This window comes from uncultured Ruminococcus sp. (assembly GCF_947301925.1).
Lineage (GTDB): Bacteria > Bacillota > Clostridia > Oscillospirales > Ruminococcaceae > Ruminococcus.
Genome location: NZ_CAMYUE010000005.1, coordinates 13281 through 30866 on the forward strand (window position 1 = coordinate 13281; position 17586 = coordinate 30866).

Below are 17586 nucleotides of genomic sequence, written 5' to 3' on the forward strand. Positions count from 1 at the left end.
CTGTTTTTTATTCCTCCGTCATGCTGTCCAGTATCATTGAGGGGATATTGTATCTGCCGTAGGTACGGCGCTCATAATGAGCATACTTCACGTCGTTTATCTCCTCTGCGGTAACTGCGCCCTCGTTAAGAGCGGCAAGGAGACCGTCATCGGACATATTCAGTATGGCGTCGGTATCAAGCTCCTTCAGCTGTCCCGAGCGGTACATCTCCGTGTTGTACTTTGCTATTATCGCCTCGGGACGCGAGAAGCAGAGCACTCCGAACATTATGGTGAATATCACGCATAAATGCTTTGCGAACTTCATGTCAAAGCGGAACTGCTTTATTATCACCATAACGAATATCAGGCTCAGCAGTATCATGAACCAGCTGGTGTAGACTCTCAGCTCTGTAAGACCGTATCTGTCTATATAAAGCACCATCTTGCTCATCGCCGTAGCTATAAGTATAATAGTGAATACGCTTATGATAATGCTGTAGAACTTCAGAGCCTTCGGCTTTTCTCTGCCTGCCTTCTTGGAGTGGAGGCTCATGAAGCAGAGAACGCCCAGATTGATGAGGGCTACCACAAAGAGCTCAAAGAAGCCCTGTCTTGCGTAGTCCGCGTAGGTGAAACCATCGGGCAGATTGCCTGTAAAGGCCGAGAGGAAGTAGTTTGCCTGTGATATGAAGAACATCACATAGAGTATACATATGGGAGTAACTGCCGTATATACTATAAGATTGCTGACAAAGCGCATATTGAATATCTTCTGTGTGCATACATTGGGATCAAGAGCCTTCAGCGGATCGCGGTGGGTATTTGAGTAGAGCATACCGAAAATATACAGCGAGCAGGGCAGAGCCAGACACAGCTGAAGTATGACCGTCCAGATATTCTCGCTGAACAGCCTGTCGAACAAGCCGACAAGCATATCGTTAAGGGCGTCATCTGCGGACATGAGCAGAAGAGCTACTACGATAGTAAGGGGGATCGTCAGTAAAAGTCCTATGATAATGTACTTTATGTTTGAAGCGGTCTTTGAGTCCGAAAGAGAATCCGAAGCTATATCGGTCTGCTTGGTGAATGCGGAGAAGGGCTGGCCGAACAGTGACTTTGCCAGTGCAAAGGGCAGGAAGCGGTCGACCTCCTTGTTGCCTGCTCCCACGGAGTAGACCAGATATGCTATGGCTCCCACAAGGAACATGGAGTCAAGGGTCTTTATGAAGTTATTGGCGGTTATCGAGAAAACGAAGCTGAAAACATAGAGTATTGCCGTCAGCAGCCTGTTGAATCCCGAAAAGCTGCACTCTCTCTTCTTCATGTAGATTATTGCCGCGGTAATAACGGCTATGAAAAGTCCTGTTGTGATAAAGCCCATTGCGTGGAACACAACGTACCTGATGAAGCAGAAGGCTGCTATCATAACAAATACCGAGAGCACCTTTTCCTTCCTGTCATATACCGGCTTTTCCTTTACCCTTTTCACAGGCTGAGCCCCGTACTGCGGATATCGCGGAGGGTAGGGCTGAGGATATGGCTGCGGATAGGGCTGAGGGTAAGGCTGAGGGCAGGGCGGCGGACAAGGCTGTCCCTGCATGATATCGTTTGTGTTGTTATTGTTCTCCATGATCGTTTCCTCCTTGGTCTTTTTCCTTTCTTCTGCCCCTCAGGTATGCAAGAGCTGCGATACCCAGCGCAAAGGGCACTATGAATATAAATGCGGATATAACTTTTCCCGCTATGATATCGCGCACATCATATCTTAGCAGATCATGAGCGGTGATAAGCGTAACTGCGGCAGCTATCACTACAGCTGTTATTGAAAATGGTATGTACGGCCTTGCATTGCGCTTTACCGTTAAGGATATGGCTGCTGTCAGATGACAGATGAGCATTATCCCCGAACAGCAAACCGCTATCCAGCACATGGGGAACATTATCAGCATGACAGCGCATACCGTCAGAACGTACCATATACAAGTCTTTTTCCACTGCTGTTTCATTGCTGCTGCCTCATGCTATGAGAAAATAGTCCGTACCGAACATAAGGAGCATTATCTGGGCAGCTCTGAGGACTGCCGTAACAGCTCCCACTGACGCGGGTACCTGCTCGTCCTTGTAGTACATACGCTTTGCCGCAACAGGCACCAGAGCCATGATGAATGCGATGACTCCCGCAATGTTCAGCCAGGGGCTGCCACCTGCACAGAGCACAGTACATATGAGGAAATTGAGCACACAGAGAGCTATATCCAGCCCGTAGGTGAATTTCAACTCACGCTTTTCAAATACAGCTGTCTTTTTCATAATAACGCCTCCTTATCATATTAAGAATATCTGTATAGTATGTATTGGATTTGCTGCGGTGTGCGGAGGATACCCCGTTTCCCCCTGTCCGGACCTATTCTATTGTCAGGTACACATCACAGGAAATGTCCCTGCTTTCCCCTGCTGCCCATATCGTGACGATGAGCCTTCCTTTTCTGTCCCCTACTATGATCGTTCTTCCGCCGCTCATCAGCGTCAGCTTTTCGTAGGTTCCGCCCTCCCAGCGAACGCGAGTTATCTCAGGATCGGAGCAGTTTTTAAATGTGGCTATGTCGCTTAATTCTATCTCCGATCCCGGGCTGAACACCAGTGACTCATTAGCTATGATAAGCGGCTCCTCTTTTTTGAACCTTGCTATCTGCACTGCGGTAAAGCCCAGAATGATCATTCCGGCGATAAAGATCATTACGACCGTAAGCTTCAGGCATCTCCATATCAATTTCATAGAAGCCTCCTTTACTCACGCTTGAACTCAAGTATATCACCCGGCTGGCAGTCCAGCTCGTCGCATATCCTTTCAAGAGTTGAGAAGCGGACCGCCTTTGCCTTGCCTGTTTTCAGTATGGACAGGTTAGCGGTAGTGATACCCACCCTTTCGGCAAGGTCCTGGGAGGATATCTTCCGCTTAGCCATCATTACATCAAGATTTACTACTATCGGCATGGAAAACACCTCCGTTATATGGTAAAGTCGTTTTCCGACTTTATCTCTACTGCCTTTTCAAATACGTTCTTCAGCACTCTCATGATGAGTCCGAACATTATGGCTGCCATTCCCATGAATGCGAATATGGAGCTCCAGAGGCCGAATAATACCAGTACAGCTCCCGCCCCCATACACAGCCACGATATCCTGCGCAGGCAGGCTGTGTTCTTGGGTATGAACACCTCGTCCCTGCTGATGTTCCTGAGCAGAATATGCAGGTTCCACAGTGCCGCAAGTGCAAGCACTATACATATATAGAGGGTTATGCACATGGGTATCACAATGGTGCTCCTGTCGAATATGCTCACAGTCTCGTATGCCATTTCGTATTTGTACCACTCTGCAATAGTGGGAACGAAAAATGCAACGAAAATGCACACACCTGCTGCCGTTACGGTAAGTATCCTCGAAAGAAAAAGCGATTTATCCTTTGTCCACATAAGTATAAACTCCTTTATAGTATTAATTCAGCGCCATAGATCATAGTCAAGGCTAAGGATATAGTCCGGAGTATCTATATTCTTTCCTATGGTATCCTCTGCCCTGTAAAATATGGGCTGCTGCATTTCGCCGTTTATAAATATCTCCGTAAGATAATTGTCTGTCTCTGTAAGCTGATATATCCTTGCGTTTTTATCCTCAACGCCGTCCTGAACGATATATCCCAGACAATCGCCTACATCTTCGCCTTTCAGCGACCTGCGTATCGTTCCGTAAGGTATAAAACGTCTGCCGCTGTACTCTATGATCTGGTAACCATCGTCCTTGTCTTTTGGGGAAATATAGCTCTGCGTATAGAATTTTATTGGATCATCCGGCAGATCGTAGTTAATGCCTTTTCCGCAGCCCGTCAGGAGAAACATCGTTCCCAGCAGTGCCGCAATACGTTTTATTGCCTTCATATGGCGCTTTCCTTTCTTTTTATCCTGTGTCACATTTCTTACTGTGACTATAGTATATCACATAAAATATCATTTGTCAATAGAAAATTATTGTTTTTCAATAATTTTTTTCTGTTTTTCAAAAGACTTGTACTTTTACGGAAAAAATGCTAAAATAATGTGTCTGATTTTTTCTCTCACTAACGATTATATTAGTGAATGCATTCAATAAAGGAGGAATCCCTGATGACGGACATGGAGCTGCGCCTGCTTATGGGGGAATCTGTGCAGAAATGCCACAGAGCTCTGTTTGACAAGTACTGCAACTATGTTTATGCCATTGTTATCAATATACTCAGAAACTGCGGCAGCCGCGAGGATATGGAGGACTGCGTCAGCGATGTGTTCTTCAAGCTCTACAAGCAGCTTGACTCGGGCATTGAATTTTCAGGCGACCTGAAAAACTATATCGCCGCAATTGCAAGGAATACCGCAATAGACGCCTTCCGTAAAATAAGTCACGGCAGCAGCAGGAACGTTTCCATAGACGACGATACCGTGACCGAGCTCCCCTCGGATGAAAGAGTGGAGGAGAATGCGGATAAGAAAGAACGCTCACGCATTATACTGAGTAAGATAAAACAGCTTGGCGAACCCGATACCACTATTATAATACAGCAGTATTTCTATGACCGTACAGCAAAGGAGATCGCAGAGAGCGTTTCCATGACAGCTGCCGCAGTTCAGAAGCGCAGCAGCCGTGCAAGACAAAGACTGAAGGCCATGCTTTGCGAAGCAGGTCTTGGTAAGGAGGATCTGATATGAAAGATTTTTATCTTTTTGACGACACAGATGATGTGACTCTCGAATCCCTTGCTCAGGACTTTCCCGTACTCACCGATGAAGAAAAGGAGAGGATCTACGCCATGAGCGAGAGAAAGTACAATAACGATACAGAGAAGAAAACAGATGATATATTCGATAATGAAGAAGAAGTCAAGGGCGTTGAGCGCTACAGGCGCCCGAAAATGAGAACGGCCTCCATTGCGGCTGCGGCGGTGCTGCTTATCGGCGCAGGCTCGTTCGGCGGCTACAATATAGCACAGCAGCTGAAAGACGGAAAGGACGGCGACAACGATAACGTCACCACAACTATTGCCGTTGATATTACTCAGTCGGGAACAGAAGCTCCCGAGGATCCCCTTACAGAGGAATACCGCGACGCAGCAGAGGAGCTTCTGGCGGAATACAATGATTTTCTTGTACCATATAACGTTGACGAACTGCCGCAGAGAAAATCAGCCGCTTTAATGCCCTCCGACGAGGAGATCGCAAGTATGACCGCCGAGGAATTTGAAGCCTATGTGGAAGAACAAAACAGAATATCAGACGAGGTGGAAGCGGATTACAACGCCCACCATGACAGGATATGGTTCGATCTTGGTATAGGCGATCCCTATGACCATGTGAATTATGTATTTATCGGCAATTGGAACTACTCTTACTTTGATACGGGAATGAAGTTCAGCAGTACCGATGAAGTGCAGGAAAAGGCCCTTTCCTTTATGTCACAGAGCTGTATCGACAAGATGTTCCCCAAGCTCATCGGCGAGGACCTTACAGGCTATGAACCCGACCGAATCTACAGACAGGATATTGAGAAGTGTCCCGACTTCGGAACATATGCCATGCGCGACGGAAAGCTCTATTGCACCTGCTCAAACGACTTCATTGATGATATGTTCATTGCTGCCTCATACTATTTCTTTAACCGCAAAGACGAGCCTGTAGTTATCACCGATATCACCGAGGATTCATTCACAGCCTGCGTGAAGTACGAATCCACCAGCGTCCCCAACAAGTACGATATGACCATGAAGGTGGTAAAAAACGGCGAAAACTGGATAATAGACGATATTGAACCCACGGGTCCCGAGCTTGACGCGCAGAAGCTGGAAATCGTCAACAAGATGATGAACAGCTGCGATTACTATGACAAAATAAGCGCTAAAAAAGCAGACTTCTACGCTCTCCGCGACGACAACGATCCGGATAAAGGAAAATGCACCGTTCAACTTGAATCCATATACTGCGATAACAGAGCTCCGAAGGAATACAGCTCCGGTTACTATGCAGATGATCTCATCAGCATGGACAGCCCCGAAAATATGGCGAACTCCGCAAGGAAGATATATTCGCCCAAACACGAAAAGGAAACCGAGACCTACTGTGACGGCACAAGATACTATTACTGGAACAATCCCCTTGATCTTGACGGAGACGAGTCCAACGGCAAGGAATACAGCTGGTACGACTGGAACGATGATGTCCCCCATGACGGCGACGCTGAAAAATACAGCAGCTTTGAAGATCTCATGATGACAAGCTACCACCATCTGATATATAACTCATCTTCTTTCAGACCTATGATCTGTCCCAACGGCCGCAGCATGGTGATCAACTATCTCTATGACTTCAGCGCATGGAATATCACAGGTGAGACGGTATTTGAGGGTGTGGACTGCCATATAATAGAATATCATATGCCTTCATACCTGTATAAAGAGAGTGATGAGATATACGGCATCAGTTCCTTTACGGCATATGTTTCAAAAGAAACGGGCATACCCATGGCTACACTTTACTATGGCAGCGACGCAGATGTACAAAGCATGGAAATACTCTATGACGTTAAGTTCAACGGCGACGCAGAACCTGTTCCCGATGTGGATATGAACGCTGTGGGCCTTGAAAAATTCAATTACAAATAATAAATACAATGCCCCTGAGCGCTTCAAAACGCTCAGGGGCTAAACTTTTATATGCACTTTCTTGTACAGGCGCTTATGCCTGCCATGGGATCCTTGTTCCTTACGCCGCTGATTATAGCCTCTATTATCTCGGGCTGTGTGGGTTTCAGCGCCCGCCTGTCAAAAAGACCCAGACCGAATTTTCCGTTGAAACCGTTGTCCCAGTATACGGGAGTCAGACCGTTCTGTGCGGCAGTTCCCGCAACAAAGCCGTCATAATAAGCGCGGTTCTCGTTTATCCTCTCGGGGATATGAGGAGCGCTGTCTGCTCTGTCGATACAGCCGAATTCGCCTATAACAACGGGTATGCCCATATCCACATACATCCGCTTCAGCATCTCGAACTGCGCCCTGATGTGAGCCTCGTCGCCCCAGTCCGCCTTACAGCAGGGATCTGCGCTTTCAAGGTCAACTATCTCCTGCCCCTTTTCGCCCCAGAGGAACACGGTCTTTTTCTCCTCGCCGCAGTAGTCCCAGGGGTCGTAGCAGTGAACGGAGAGAATGAGCCTGCCCTCGGCGCAGGTATTGCCGCTGTCCTCGGGGAAGCGGAAGCCGTAACCGCCGCAGGTATAGTTTATATCGGTGTTCCAGCCTGCGGTCATCAGCCAGCGGTGGGTATTGTTCCCTCCTGTGCTTCTGACCGTATCAACGAATATCTGGTTATAGTCGTTGATATTCTCATAGTATTCCGCAACGGGAGTATGGTATATCCCGTCAAAGACCTCGTTCATGCTCTCAAAAATGAGATGCTCGTCATAGTCGGCAAAGCGGAGAGCTATCTGCCGCCATACCGCGCCGTATTTCTCCTTTATGTAGTTCTGGTCGGTGCTGTCGCACAGCAGCCAGCCGCCCTTTATGGTATGATAGCCGTCGCCGTGTATATTTATGATAACGAACAGATCACGGTTATAGCAGTAGTCAACCACCTCGGCTATCCTGTCCAGCCATTCCCTGTCCACTCTGAAGCCGTTGCTGTCGTCAATCTTGCTGAGAAACGAAACAGGTATCCTTATAGTCCTGAAGCCCGCATCGGCTACGGCGTCCACCATTGCCTGAGAGGCCTTGGGATTGCCCCATACCGTCTCATCGGGAGTTCCCCCGAAATTCGCTTCAAGGGTGTTTCCGTAATTCCACCCTGCCCCCATTTTTCCGGCGATCTCCGCAGCTGAAACAATAAATCCGCCGCTCACATTCTCACCCCCTGCCGCCTTGTAAAAGTTACACTAATTATAGCATAGGAAACTGCTCATTTCAACCGAATACAGGCCATAGAAGATTATATGCAACAAAGAAGCGTTTTTTTTACCCATGTATTGACACGGCATAAAAAAATATGATAATATAGTATAAATCAGCATTTATAATTGCATGAACCGGTGTTTCCGTGCAGGGGACGCCGCCATCTGCGTCACGCTGCAAATTATGATTTACAACAGGAGGTCTTTATGTCATTCTGGCTGATCTTATTCGCCATACTTCTGATACTGGCCATCAGCGGCACAATATATCTTTTCACGCGCTTTCACCGCTTCAGCTTCATCGAAAAGCTCGGCAAAAAGCATAAGCTGCTGTCCTGGCTGGTCTGCCTGATACCCTTCGGCGGACTCGCCTGCTTCGGCTTTATCAACTACTTCACCGTAATAGTGGTGCTTATCCACCTGATGATATTCTGGCTCATAGCCGATATCATCGCCGCCATTATCCGAAAGGCCGCAAAAAAGAAGCGCCGCCTCTATATCGAGGGCGCTGCCGTCGTTCTGTTCACGGCAGTTTATCTTGCTGTGGGCTGGTACAACGCCCACACTGTAAAACGAACAGCCTATGAGCTCCGCACTGACAAGCCCATTGCAGGCGGGAGCCTCCGCATAGTAGGCATAGCGGACTCTCATCTGGGCATCACCCTTGACGGTGAGGACTTCGCCCGCGAAATGGAGCGCGTTCAGGAAGAAAAGCCCGATATTGTCGTTGTGGCAGGAGATTTCGTGGACGACGATTCGTGCAGGGCGGATATGGTCCGTTCCTGCAAGGCGCTGGGGCAGCTCGACACTAAATACGGAGTCTACTTCATATTCGGCAACCACGACAGAGGCTATTACAAGGGCTACCGCGATTTCAACGTCTCCGACCTCTGTCGGGAGCTGGAAAAGAACGGCGTCACCGTCCTTGAGGACGAGACCGCCGAAGTCACCGAGGGCTTCAATATAATAGGCCGCCTTGACAAGAACGACGAGGGACGGCTGGAAATGCCGGAGTACGCAGAAAATATCTCCCCTGCTGCCTTTTCTCTGGTACTGGATCATCAGCCCAACGACTACGCTAAGGAAGCAGAAGCAGGCGCCGACCTTGTATTCTCGGGACATACCCACGGCGGACACCTCTGGCCGTCCGGATATGTGGGACTTCTTCTCGGTGCAAATGATTTCGTGTACGGACATACAAAACGGGACAATACCGATTTTATAGTGACCTCGGGCATTTCAGGCTGGGCTATCCCCTTCAAGACAGGGACCTGCTCCGAATATGTGGTCATTGACGTAAAAAACTGAAAGAGGTGCTGATATGAATAATATAGCTATCGCAAACGAAACCATAAAGATAAACGCCGACGGCTTTTATGAAAAGGACGGAAAGCGCATCGATCTTCCCGGAAAAGGCTATTCCGCAGCTGAGGTATGGACTCCCGTAAAGGGTGCGGAGCTTGCAGGCAGTACTGTGATCCCCGACGGAGAGATGTGCAGCATCACCGTAAATAACTACGATTCGTTCGAGGCTGCAAGCCGTTACGAGAACCCCTTCGTTATGAACTTCGCCAACGCTCACAAGGCAGGCGGCGGCTTCCGTCTGGGCGCAAATGCGCAGGAAGAAGCCCTTTGCAGGTGCAGCACCTTGTATGCCTCCATAACCTCGGAAGCTGCAAGGGAGATGTACCATTATAACAACACTCACCTCAGCGCTGTGGAATCGGACTATATGATATATTCTCCCGAGGTCTGGGTATTCCGCGGCGAGGGCTGCTGTCTCAGGAGCATTCCCTTCAGGGCTTCCGTTATCACGGTGCCTGCTCCCAACAGACGGGGTGCGGCGCTGTTTGCCTCCAATAATAAAATAGCCGAGGCTATGACAGGCCGCATACGCATAATGCTGGCCATTGCGGCAAAGCACGGTCACAGGAACCTCGTTCTCGGAGCATGGGGCTGCGGAGCTTTCGGCAACAAGCCCGATGAAGTGGCGGGATATTTCAGAAAGGTACTTGTGGACGAGGGCTACGGCAGACTCTTTGACAATGTCTGCTTTGCAGTCTACGGCAAGGAGGACGGACGGAATTATCTCAGCTTCAAAAAAGCATTCACCTTATAAATATCCGGTCTGCAATAACATCATCACTTACAAAAAAACGGGTACAACAGTACCCGTTTTTTTATTCTATAGTCAGCATTACGGGGCAGTGATCGCTGCCCATTACATCTGTGAGTATCACGGAATCCTTCACGCGCTCCATAAGGCGCTCTGACACAACGAAATAGTCTATACGCCAGCCTGCGTTCTTTTCGCGTGCCTTAAAGCGGTATGACCACCACGAATATGTAACTGTGTCGGGATAGAGCCTGCGGAAGGTGTCCGCAAAGCCTGCGCCGAGAAGCTCCGTGAACTTGCCGCGCTCCTCGTCGGAGAAGCCTGCATTTCCGCGGTTGGACTTCGGGTTCTTCAGATCTATCTCCTCATGTGCAACGTTGAGATCTCCGCAGTAGATAACCGGCTTTTTCTTATCGAGCTCCGAAAGATAGGCTCTCATGTCGTCCTCGAACTCCATGCGGTAGTCGATACGCCTGAGACCGTCCTGAGCGTTGGGAACATAGCAGCATACAAAGTAAAAGTCCTCATACTCGCAGGTGATGACGCGGCCTTCGTCCGTATGGGTGCCGTTAATGCCGTAGGTCACGGATATTGGCTCTGTTTTGCTGAAAACGGCCGTTCCCGAATAGCCCTTCTTTATAGCGCTGTGAAAGTATATATTATAGCCCTCGGGCCTGAAATCAGCCTGATCGGGCTGCATTTTTGTCTCCTGCAGGCAGAATATATCGGCGTCCGCAGCCCTGAAGAAGTCCTCAAAGCCCTTTTGCAGACAGGCGCGGAATCCGTTGACGTTCCATGATATGAGCTTCATTGTTATACCTCCGGAAAGAATTTCTCCGCAGTCACGACAACTGCGGAGACTTTCCTATATTATAGCATAGTTTTTTATAAATTTCAACTTTCTATCGTTCAATTATCCTGTATTTCTATATATTTATCAAGTATCCCGCGGAGCTTCTCTATATCGCTGTCGTTTTTCAGCTTATAAGAGATATTGCTCTGACTGCCATTCTGAGGATAAACGTAACCATTCCGGCTGATAACAGCTCCTGCAATGTAGAAATCATTGTATACATTATCCATTTCGTCCAGGCAGAACGTCCATTCAAGGTCTGAGATCTCTTTTTTCAGTCTGTCAAAATCAGTTACGGTACACTCCCTGCTTTCCGTGAACTGTCCGTCGTCAGCACGGAACTGGGCCTCACCGCCCTTATAGGATTCGGGGAAGGCGTCCATTATATCATACTTTGAAGCATCCACGCCGGACTCCAGAGGTATAAGATGCTCGTCGCATATCTCTCTGAGCCTTTCAATGCTGCTTTCATTTTTAAGCTTGTATGCGTACTGCCTTGCACCGTCAGTCTTGGGAAGGATATATCCGTTTCTGCTGATAAGCGAGTCCATAGAATAGAAGTCCTTATATATCTCAGCCTCGTCCGTCTCGCAGCTCACCCACTGAAGTGAGGATATTTCCTTCTTGAAGCCGTTGCTGTCCCTGAGGACATATTTCGTGCTCTCTGTGAACTGTCCGCTGTCGGGATAGAAGTCCACCGTTATGCCTTCATACTGGGTAGAAAATGCACGCTTTATGGTGGAGCTGTCAATGGTCCAGTCATACTGAGCCAGACTGAGATGCTTTGCAATGACCAATGACTTGAATGCCTCCAGATCGCTGCTGTTTGCCAGCTTGTAGGTACCGCTGAAGCTATCATTTAACAGCACAAGATAACCCATGTCACTCATCATGAAGTAGGAATTCATTTTATTCAAATTGATCATATACATATTCTTTCCGTATACCGCATATGATGTTTTCCAGTCAAAGCTGAGGATATCCTCCAGCAAGCCGTTGCTGTCGACTTCATATTTGATGTCCCTGCTTTCCTCGGCGCCTTCAGTCAGAGTTGCCTGTCCTGTAACACTGTCAACGATATCCTTCAGATTTTTTTCCAGGTATTCTTTTGAGACCTGTCTCATCTCTTCCATGATCTCACTGCCGACAAACATCTGACCAAATTCGCCATAGTGATTAATTCCGTCATCATAGCTGTAATAAGCTGTGCTTTTCTTGCCGTTTTCGGTCTTTCTCCAGTTAAACGTATCGTTTTCGGAAATTTCAAACTGATATAAGAGATCTTTATCAGTATCTACGGGAGAAAACACTACAGAAATACTGTTTCTGCTTTCGACAACGTAAGGCAGTTCGTAATAGACGTTATTATTCTCCATATAGCTGAAAAACTGATCCTTGTTGATATCAACTATGGATGTATTGCCATTTGTAGGATTCATTACTATCAGCTTTGCGTCATAATCGTCTTTATGCTCCTTGAGCTCATACAAAATGCTGTCACCGGCCTGTGTTTCCTCGATCTTGGTATCCTCATTTATATTTGCAAAGTGGTAGGCTCCGCCGCCTGCGACTCCGCCTATAAGGACAACAACCGCAGCTGCCGCAGCAAATCTTCCCCATCTGCTTTTCTGTGTTATTACCTCTGTACCGCTTACTGTTTCCTCATACTCCGCTTCCTTTGCAGGAGCTTCCTTCAGTTTTTCCTGCATACGGCTGCGGAACTCGTCGCTGCATTTTATCTTGCACAGGAGGTCGTTATACTCGTTAGGTCTCATATACATACCCCTCTCTTTCAAGTTCTGTTTTGAGCTTTTTTCTTCCGCGCTGCAATAATGAGCTGACCGTATTCTCGTTCTTTCCCAGTATTTTTGCGATCTCCCTGATGTTGTACTCCTCAAAGTAGTAAAGGAATATCACCGAAGAATACTTTTTGGGCAGCTCTGATATCATTTCTCTTATCTCGTTGTCCCTCGGTGTGAACTCACAGCTGAGGGTGTTTTCCAGCACCTCGTCAAGTGGAGAGTTTCTCATCATACGGGCGCTTTTCCTGAGATTTTTGCAGCGGTTGATGGCTGAACGGAGCAGCCATGCCTTCATATGTTCATCGGACTCGAATTCCTGCGGTTTTGAATGGAGGTTCAGAAAGACCTCCTGGGTTATATCCTCTGCTTCCTGATAGTTTCCCGTCATAGCAAAGGCCGTTCGCAGGACTGTATCGCCGAATCTGTTGAATGCGTACAGCGCTGAGTTGTCATTCATAGGTTATTCCTCCTTTCTTCTGAAAGCGTCGCTTCATAGATATATACAACGCAGGAGAGTATTTCCGTGCAGAAACAAAAAATTTTTTCTGTATTAACAGCAAAGCTCACCGGTATTCGCGGTGAGCCTTGTTTATCAGAGTCCTAACATATCTATTACGGCTTCCTTGGGGCGAAGGCCTACTGCCTGCTTTACTATGGCGCCGTCCTTTACGACCACCAGCAGCGGTATGCTCTCAACTCTGAAAGCTGCCGCAAGCTCGGGCTGCTCGTCAACATTGACCTTGCATACCTTTACCCTGCCGTCGTATTCGTCGGCTATCTCCTCAACTATGGGAGCCAGCATCATGCAGGGACCGCACCAGCTTGCCCAAAAGTCCATGAGCACAGGCATACCCTTATAGTTGCGTACTTCCTCGTCAAAGTTTTCCTTTGTGATAATTACTTCGTTCATAATAGACCTCCTGTCTGTAAATCCTTGACATAAAGACGGTCAGTGCCGCCTCCGTAATTCACTATATCACGGACATAGCTGTATCCGTATTTCTCGTAAAATCCCGTATACTCCGTGGGAATATAGGTTTTCGTGAAGCCCAGCTCTTTCGCGTATCTGTTGGCGTGCTCTATGAGCTGCCCACTGATACGCTGTCCCCTTGCGCTCTCCGTAACGAAGACGCAGGATATCCAGGGGTAAATATCCGGCAGAGGGTAGTAGTCCGTCTTCATTACAGAAGCCATACCCACTATCTCGCCGTCATGCACAGCGGCAAACATACACTCCCAGTCCGTGAACTCCCACGACCTGAGCATATCAGCGATGTGCTCCTTGACCTCATACCATGAGCAGTTCTCCACGAACCGAAGAAGCTTCTCCGCAAGAGCGGAGCCTCTTTCCACTTTGCTTACAGTAATCAGACCGAAATGCTGTGCAGCCAGCTGAACAGTTTCCTCGACTGTTTTTCCGTTTTTGCGGTCAATATAAAAATAATCGCTGTTTTTTATACTGCTTATGCGTTCTCTGCTCAGTGAACAGAGCGTTTCATTGCAGACCGCCTTTGCCTTCTCCACATCGGATGCACTGTAAATGAAGTCCCTGAAATCTGTATGGTCTATGCGGTCACAGTAAGCATTCACAATATCGGGCGTATCATTTATCAGGAATATCACCCTTGACGTTTCTGTTATCCTTTCAGCTTCCTCGGGAGTCAGATGACAGTCGCATATCACCTTTTTATCCTGCGAAAGTCTCATAAGATCAAGCAGAACAAAATCAAGCTGTTCCCTTGTGTTGTTTATCAGCCATTTTTTATATTCATCTGCACTGCGTCCGAAAAATTCGTCTGCGTCTCTGAACTGCCTGCACATATTCGGCTGATGTTCACTGTCGCAGATCTGCTGATGAGCGGCAAAGGCTTCGTCGATATCATATACGTGGATACCGTATCTTCTGCCAAGCTCCCGTGAAACAGTGGTCTTGCCGCCGCAGGCTGTTCCCGAAATGAAATATACGTTTTTAAGATACTCTTTTACAACATTATCCTGAAATATCATAACAATATTCTCCTCAATAAAATAGTTTTGCTGTGAGAAGCATGAAACTATTTATCAAGTCTCATGCTGTTATGAATTTCTTAATCTGAATAACCCGTTCATGGTCATATCTCCTTTATTTCTGTCATTAGTCTTCAAGCGACTTATAATAGAGCATACAGTGGCAGAAGCCCTCAAATGTGGGATCTGCTATCTGGTCGCGGAACTCCTTGCACATACACTTGTTCTCGGGAGTTTTCGCCAGTCTGCACGGACAGTAGCCGTCCTTCATTTTAAGTCCCTCTTTTACTCTGTCAACAACTTCTTTATCGGGATTGAGCGTAATTTTCATATTCAGTCCCTCCTTTTTTTGATTACCCCGCCTGAGGCGGGGTAAGTAAATATCTGTATTCTTATTTCACAAGTTCGTCTGCAAGAGCCTCTATCTGCTCGATGTTTGCAGCCTTTACCGCAGACTTGATAGATACAGTGGTATCTGTCCATGTGATGTTCTTGGACTTTTCAAACATACCCTTTACTACCTTTGCGGCAGTTGCAGCCCAGCTTCCGTTCTCGATGATACCGATGGTCTTGTTCTGATAGTTTCTCTCGGTAAGGTCGAGAATGAAGTGCTTCATGAAGGGGAAGATATCGGCATTGTACGTCGTTGTTGCGATGACCAGCTTTCCGTAGCGGAATGCGTCCTCAACGGACTCTGCCATATCCTCTCTTGCAAGGTCTGCTATAGCTACCTTGGGGCAGCCCTTTGCCTCCAGTCTCTCCTTGAGGAGCTCTGCTGCCTTCTTTGTGTTACCGTAAACAGAAGTGTAGGCGATGAAAACGCCGTCCGTCTCCACACCGTAGCTTGACCATGTGTTATAGAGTCCCAGATAGTAGTCAAGGTTCTCGGTGAGTATGGGACCGTGAAGTGCGCAGATTATCTTTATGTCAAGAGCAGCTGCCTTCTTCAGTACAGCCTGTACCTGCATACCGTACTTGCCCACTATGCCGAAGTAGTAACGGCGAGCCTCGCAGGCCCAGTCCTCCTCCACGTCAAGTGCGCCGAACTTTCCGAAAGCGTCAGCGGAGAAAAGCACCTTGTCTGTGCTGTCGTATGAGAGCATTACCTCGGGCCAGTGTACCATGGGAGCAAGTATAAATGTGAGCTCATGGCTTCCGAGGCTGAGCTTGTCCCCTTCCTTTACCTCAAGCTTGTTTGCGATGGTGAGATCCTCGAAGAAATTCTCTATCATTCCGAAGGTCTTTGCATTGCCTACAACTGTAGTTTCGGGGTACTTCTCCAGGAAGCTCTTCAGGTTAGCGGAATGATCGGGCTCCATGTGGTGTACTATTATATAGTCGGGCTTGCGGTCTGCAAGCACCTCTGTGATATTGTCCAGCCACTGAGCTGTGAAATTACCGTCAACGGTATCGCATACCGCAACCTTTTCATCGAGTATGATATATGAATTATAAGCCATGCCATTGGGCACGTCGTACTGTCCCTCAAAGAGATCGACCTCGTGGTCATTGACTCCGATATAGTAAATGTCGTTGGTTATCTTATTCATTGGTAATTACCTCTTTTCATCATTCTCAGCTTTTAAGCCTGATATTATAGCATTATTATAACATAAAGACAACATACTTGAAAAGTGGCATTTGCAACAAATTTAAACTTTTTTCTTGTACCTATTTCACTTCCCTCACTCCCCTTATTTTGTTAATTCAAAATCACTATAGCGGTATATGCTGTTGCAGCTCCTACGGAAAACAGCCTTATTCTCCGACAGGGGAGTCCCTCTCTCGGTCATTCTGCGGCGGGGGAGGGGGCGTTTTTTCATAGTCTTTGTGTATTATTACTATTTGAAGATCCTTCTGAAATATTCAGGATCATTCCGCAGCGGATAAGGCATTTTTGTTTCAGAATAACTCATAAAAAAATCATATATCCTACGTTTTCATATTTATTGACATTATTTTTGCCATGTGATAAGATATGTTTATCATCTGAAAAGGAGGAAATGCCATGGCATCATACAAGAAGAAAAACAACCACAAAGACGATAATCAAAGCGATAAAAGTCAGACAAGTAAAGAGAATATCCAACCTCAAAATGACAGCACCGAACAAAAAAAAGCAGAAAAAACACCTCCCGATTATCCGTCAAGCAGCATCATCCTTGACACGATGAAAAGCGAATATGACTATGAGCTCAAGAGGATAACCAAAACTGATACCAAAGTCAATCTGGGTATCACACTTTGCTCTGCTATGTTTCTTTTCATTGTTAAGTTCTTTGATTTTTCAGAGCTGACAAAAATGCTTAACGATGATATCAGCTTGCAGCTCCCATTCAATTTCTATTTCACATTCTGGATAGTAATGACAGTAGCATATGCAGGGGCATTTGTTTTTTTATTTCTCAGTATCAAATCACGACCTTACTCCCAGATCTGTACCGATAAACTGATACGACAGGATCTTCACAAAACCAGCTCAGGTGTCTCTGAGGTCTTCATAGCCGGCTCTTACAGCAATGCCACAAACAAGAACAGAGAAATAACAAACAAAAGAATGAAGTATTTCAATATTGCATTGGTCCTCATCATGACAGTTATTATATGCTCTGTTATTTTAAGCGGTATAAAATATAATTTTTTTCAGTAAAGGAGTTTTTACTATGTGCAGCAATGATTTTTTGGATAAGTTAAAAAGCGGTGACAGTCTCAAGGACTTCAATCCTGATGATACAAATGATTTCCTTCAGACAGTAAATGAAGGCTATTCCCCTGATGATGAAAGCTTATCATACTACACAAATAACACACCAAAAAATGACAAGTAATAATTAAAAGCGGACTTTAAATAGTCCGCTTTT

Annotated in this window: 21 protein-coding genes; 6 read left to right on the forward strand and 15 right to left on the reverse strand. The window is 46.8% G+C overall.

Annotated elements, in window-relative coordinates; translation table 11 throughout:
• Positions 1 to 7: 7 nt before the first annotated feature.
• The 7 genes from Q0Y65_RS07980 to Q0Y65_RS08010 form a co-directional block, all read right to left on the reverse strand.
• Positions 8 to 1612 carry a DUF4153 domain-containing protein gene (locus Q0Y65_RS07980; protein WP_297958731.1) on the reverse strand — a complete coding sequence of 535 codons (1605 nt, stop codon included), beginning with the start codon at positions 1610 to 1612 and terminating at the stop codon, positions 8 to 10.
• Positions 1599 to 1988, reverse strand: a complete 390-nt coding sequence (locus Q0Y65_RS07985) for a hypothetical protein (protein ID WP_297958733.1) — start codon at positions 1986 to 1988, stop codon at positions 1599 to 1601. Before Q0Y65_RS07985 ends, Q0Y65_RS07980 begins: the two co-directional genes overlap by 14 nt.
• A 10-nt stretch (positions 1989 to 1998) precedes the next feature.
• Complete coding sequence (locus Q0Y65_RS07990; protein WP_297958735.1) at positions 1999 to 2292, reverse strand: hypothetical protein; 294 nt, start codon at positions 2290 to 2292, stop codon at positions 1999 to 2001.
• Positions 2293 to 2386: 94 nt separating this feature from the next.
• On the reverse strand, positions 2387 to 2758 hold the full coding sequence (locus Q0Y65_RS07995; RefSeq protein ID WP_297958737.1) for a hypothetical protein: 372 nt from the start codon (positions 2756 to 2758) through the stop codon (positions 2387 to 2389).
• Positions 2759 to 2769: 11 nt separating this feature from the next.
• On the reverse strand, positions 2770 to 2976 hold the full coding sequence (locus Q0Y65_RS08000) for a helix-turn-helix transcriptional regulator (RefSeq protein ID WP_297958739.1): 207 nt from the start codon (positions 2974 to 2976) through the stop codon (positions 2770 to 2772).
• A 14-nt stretch (positions 2977 to 2990) separates the two neighbouring features.
• Positions 2991 to 3458, reverse strand: a complete 468-nt coding sequence (locus tag Q0Y65_RS08005) for a DUF2975 domain-containing protein (protein WP_297958740.1) — start codon at positions 3456 to 3458, stop codon at positions 2991 to 2993.
• A gap of 27 nt (positions 3459 to 3485) precedes the next feature.
• The gene (locus tag Q0Y65_RS08010) at positions 3486 to 3920 is read right to left on the reverse strand and encodes a lipoprotein (protein ID WP_297958741.1); all 435 of its coding nucleotides are present in this window, start codon (positions 3918 to 3920) and stop codon (positions 3486 to 3488) included.
• Positions 3921 to 4145: 225 nt separating this feature from the next.
• On the opposite strand from Q0Y65_RS08010, the gene Q0Y65_RS08015 reads away from it, so the two are divergent.
• On the forward strand, positions 4146 to 4724 hold the full coding sequence (locus tag Q0Y65_RS08015) for an RNA polymerase sigma factor (protein ID WP_297958743.1): 579 nt from the start codon (positions 4146 to 4148) through the stop codon (positions 4722 to 4724).
• Positions 4721 to 6670, forward strand: a complete 1950-nt coding sequence (locus tag Q0Y65_RS08020) for a hypothetical protein (protein ID WP_297958745.1) — start codon at positions 4721 to 4723, stop codon at positions 6668 to 6670. The genes Q0Y65_RS08015 and Q0Y65_RS08020 overlap by 4 nt, the downstream gene beginning before the upstream one ends.
• Positions 6671 to 6717: 47 nt before the next feature.
• On the opposite strand, the gene Q0Y65_RS08025 is transcribed toward Q0Y65_RS08020, so the two are convergent.
• On the reverse strand, positions 6718 to 7899 hold the full coding sequence (locus Q0Y65_RS08025) for a glycoside hydrolase family 5 protein (protein ID WP_297958746.1): 1182 nt from the start codon (positions 7897 to 7899) through the stop codon (positions 6718 to 6720).
• Positions 7900 to 8154: 255 nt separating this feature from the next.
• On the opposite strand from Q0Y65_RS08025, the gene Q0Y65_RS08030 reads away from it, so the two are divergent.
• Both Q0Y65_RS08030 and Q0Y65_RS08035 read left to right on the forward strand, forming a co-directional pair.
• The gene (locus Q0Y65_RS08030) at positions 8155 to 9255 is read left to right on the forward strand and encodes a metallophosphoesterase (protein WP_297958748.1); all 1101 of its coding nucleotides are present in this window, start codon (positions 8155 to 8157) and stop codon (positions 9253 to 9255) included.
• 13 nt (positions 9256 to 9268) lie between these two features.
• Positions 9269 to 10066 (forward strand): TIGR02452 family protein, encoded by a 798-nt coding sequence (locus Q0Y65_RS08035; RefSeq protein WP_297958750.1) that lies wholly within the window; start codon positions 9269 to 9271, stop codon positions 10064 to 10066.
• A gap of 61 nt (positions 10067 to 10127) precedes the next feature.
• Here Q0Y65_RS08035 and Q0Y65_RS08040 read toward each other — a convergent pair whose 3' ends face one another.
• The 7 genes from Q0Y65_RS08040 to Q0Y65_RS08070 all read right to left on the reverse strand — a co-directional run bounded on the left by Q0Y65_RS08040 (position 10128) and on the right by Q0Y65_RS08070 (position 16275).
• Positions 10128 to 10874 carry an exodeoxyribonuclease III gene (locus Q0Y65_RS08040; RefSeq protein ID WP_297958752.1) on the reverse strand — a complete coding sequence of 249 codons (747 nt, stop codon included), beginning with the start codon at positions 10872 to 10874 and terminating at the stop codon, positions 10128 to 10130.
• Positions 10875 to 10972: 98 nt separating this feature from the next.
• On the reverse strand, positions 10973 to 12691 hold the full coding sequence (locus Q0Y65_RS08045) for a hypothetical protein (RefSeq protein ID WP_297958753.1): 1719 nt from the start codon (positions 12689 to 12691) through the stop codon (positions 10973 to 10975).
• Complete coding sequence (locus Q0Y65_RS08050; RefSeq protein WP_297958755.1) at positions 12681 to 13175, reverse strand: RNA polymerase sigma factor; 495 nt, start codon at positions 13173 to 13175, stop codon at positions 12681 to 12683. The genes Q0Y65_RS08045 and Q0Y65_RS08050 overlap by 11 nt, the downstream gene beginning before the upstream one ends.
• Positions 13176 to 13310: 135 nt before the next feature.
• Entirely contained in the window at positions 13311 to 13628 is a 318-nt protein-coding gene (gene trxA / locus Q0Y65_RS08055; RefSeq protein WP_297958757.1) for a thioredoxin, read from the reverse strand.
• Complete coding sequence (locus tag Q0Y65_RS08060) at positions 13625 to 14725, reverse strand: GNAT family N-acetyltransferase (protein WP_297958759.1); 1101 nt, start codon at positions 14723 to 14725, stop codon at positions 13625 to 13627. Before Q0Y65_RS08060 ends, trxA begins: the two co-directional genes overlap by 4 nt.
• Positions 14726 to 14852: 127 nt before the next feature.
• A complete protein-coding gene (locus Q0Y65_RS08065) occupies positions 14853 to 15056 on the reverse strand; it encodes a ferredoxin-thioredoxin reductase catalytic domain-containing protein (RefSeq protein WP_297958760.1) in 204 nt (67 codons plus the stop codon).
• Between the two features lie 61 nt (positions 15057 to 15117).
• Positions 15118 to 16275, reverse strand: coding sequence for an FprA family A-type flavoprotein (locus tag Q0Y65_RS08070; protein ID WP_297958762.1), 1158 nt, complete (start codon positions 16273 to 16275; stop codon positions 15118 to 15120).
• A 458-nt stretch (positions 16276 to 16733) separates the two neighbouring features.
• Here Q0Y65_RS08070 and Q0Y65_RS08075 point away from each other — a divergent pair, with 458 nt between their 5' ends.
• Complete coding sequence (locus tag Q0Y65_RS08075; protein ID WP_297958764.1) at positions 16734 to 17375, forward strand: hypothetical protein; 642 nt, start codon at positions 16734 to 16736, stop codon at positions 17373 to 17375.
• 13 nt (positions 17376 to 17388) lie between these two features.
• The gene (locus Q0Y65_RS08080) at positions 17389 to 17553 is read left to right on the forward strand and encodes a hypothetical protein (RefSeq protein ID WP_297958766.1); all 165 of its coding nucleotides are present in this window, start codon (positions 17389 to 17391) and stop codon (positions 17551 to 17553) included.
• The last annotated feature ends 33 nt before the right edge of the window (positions 17554 to 17586 follow it).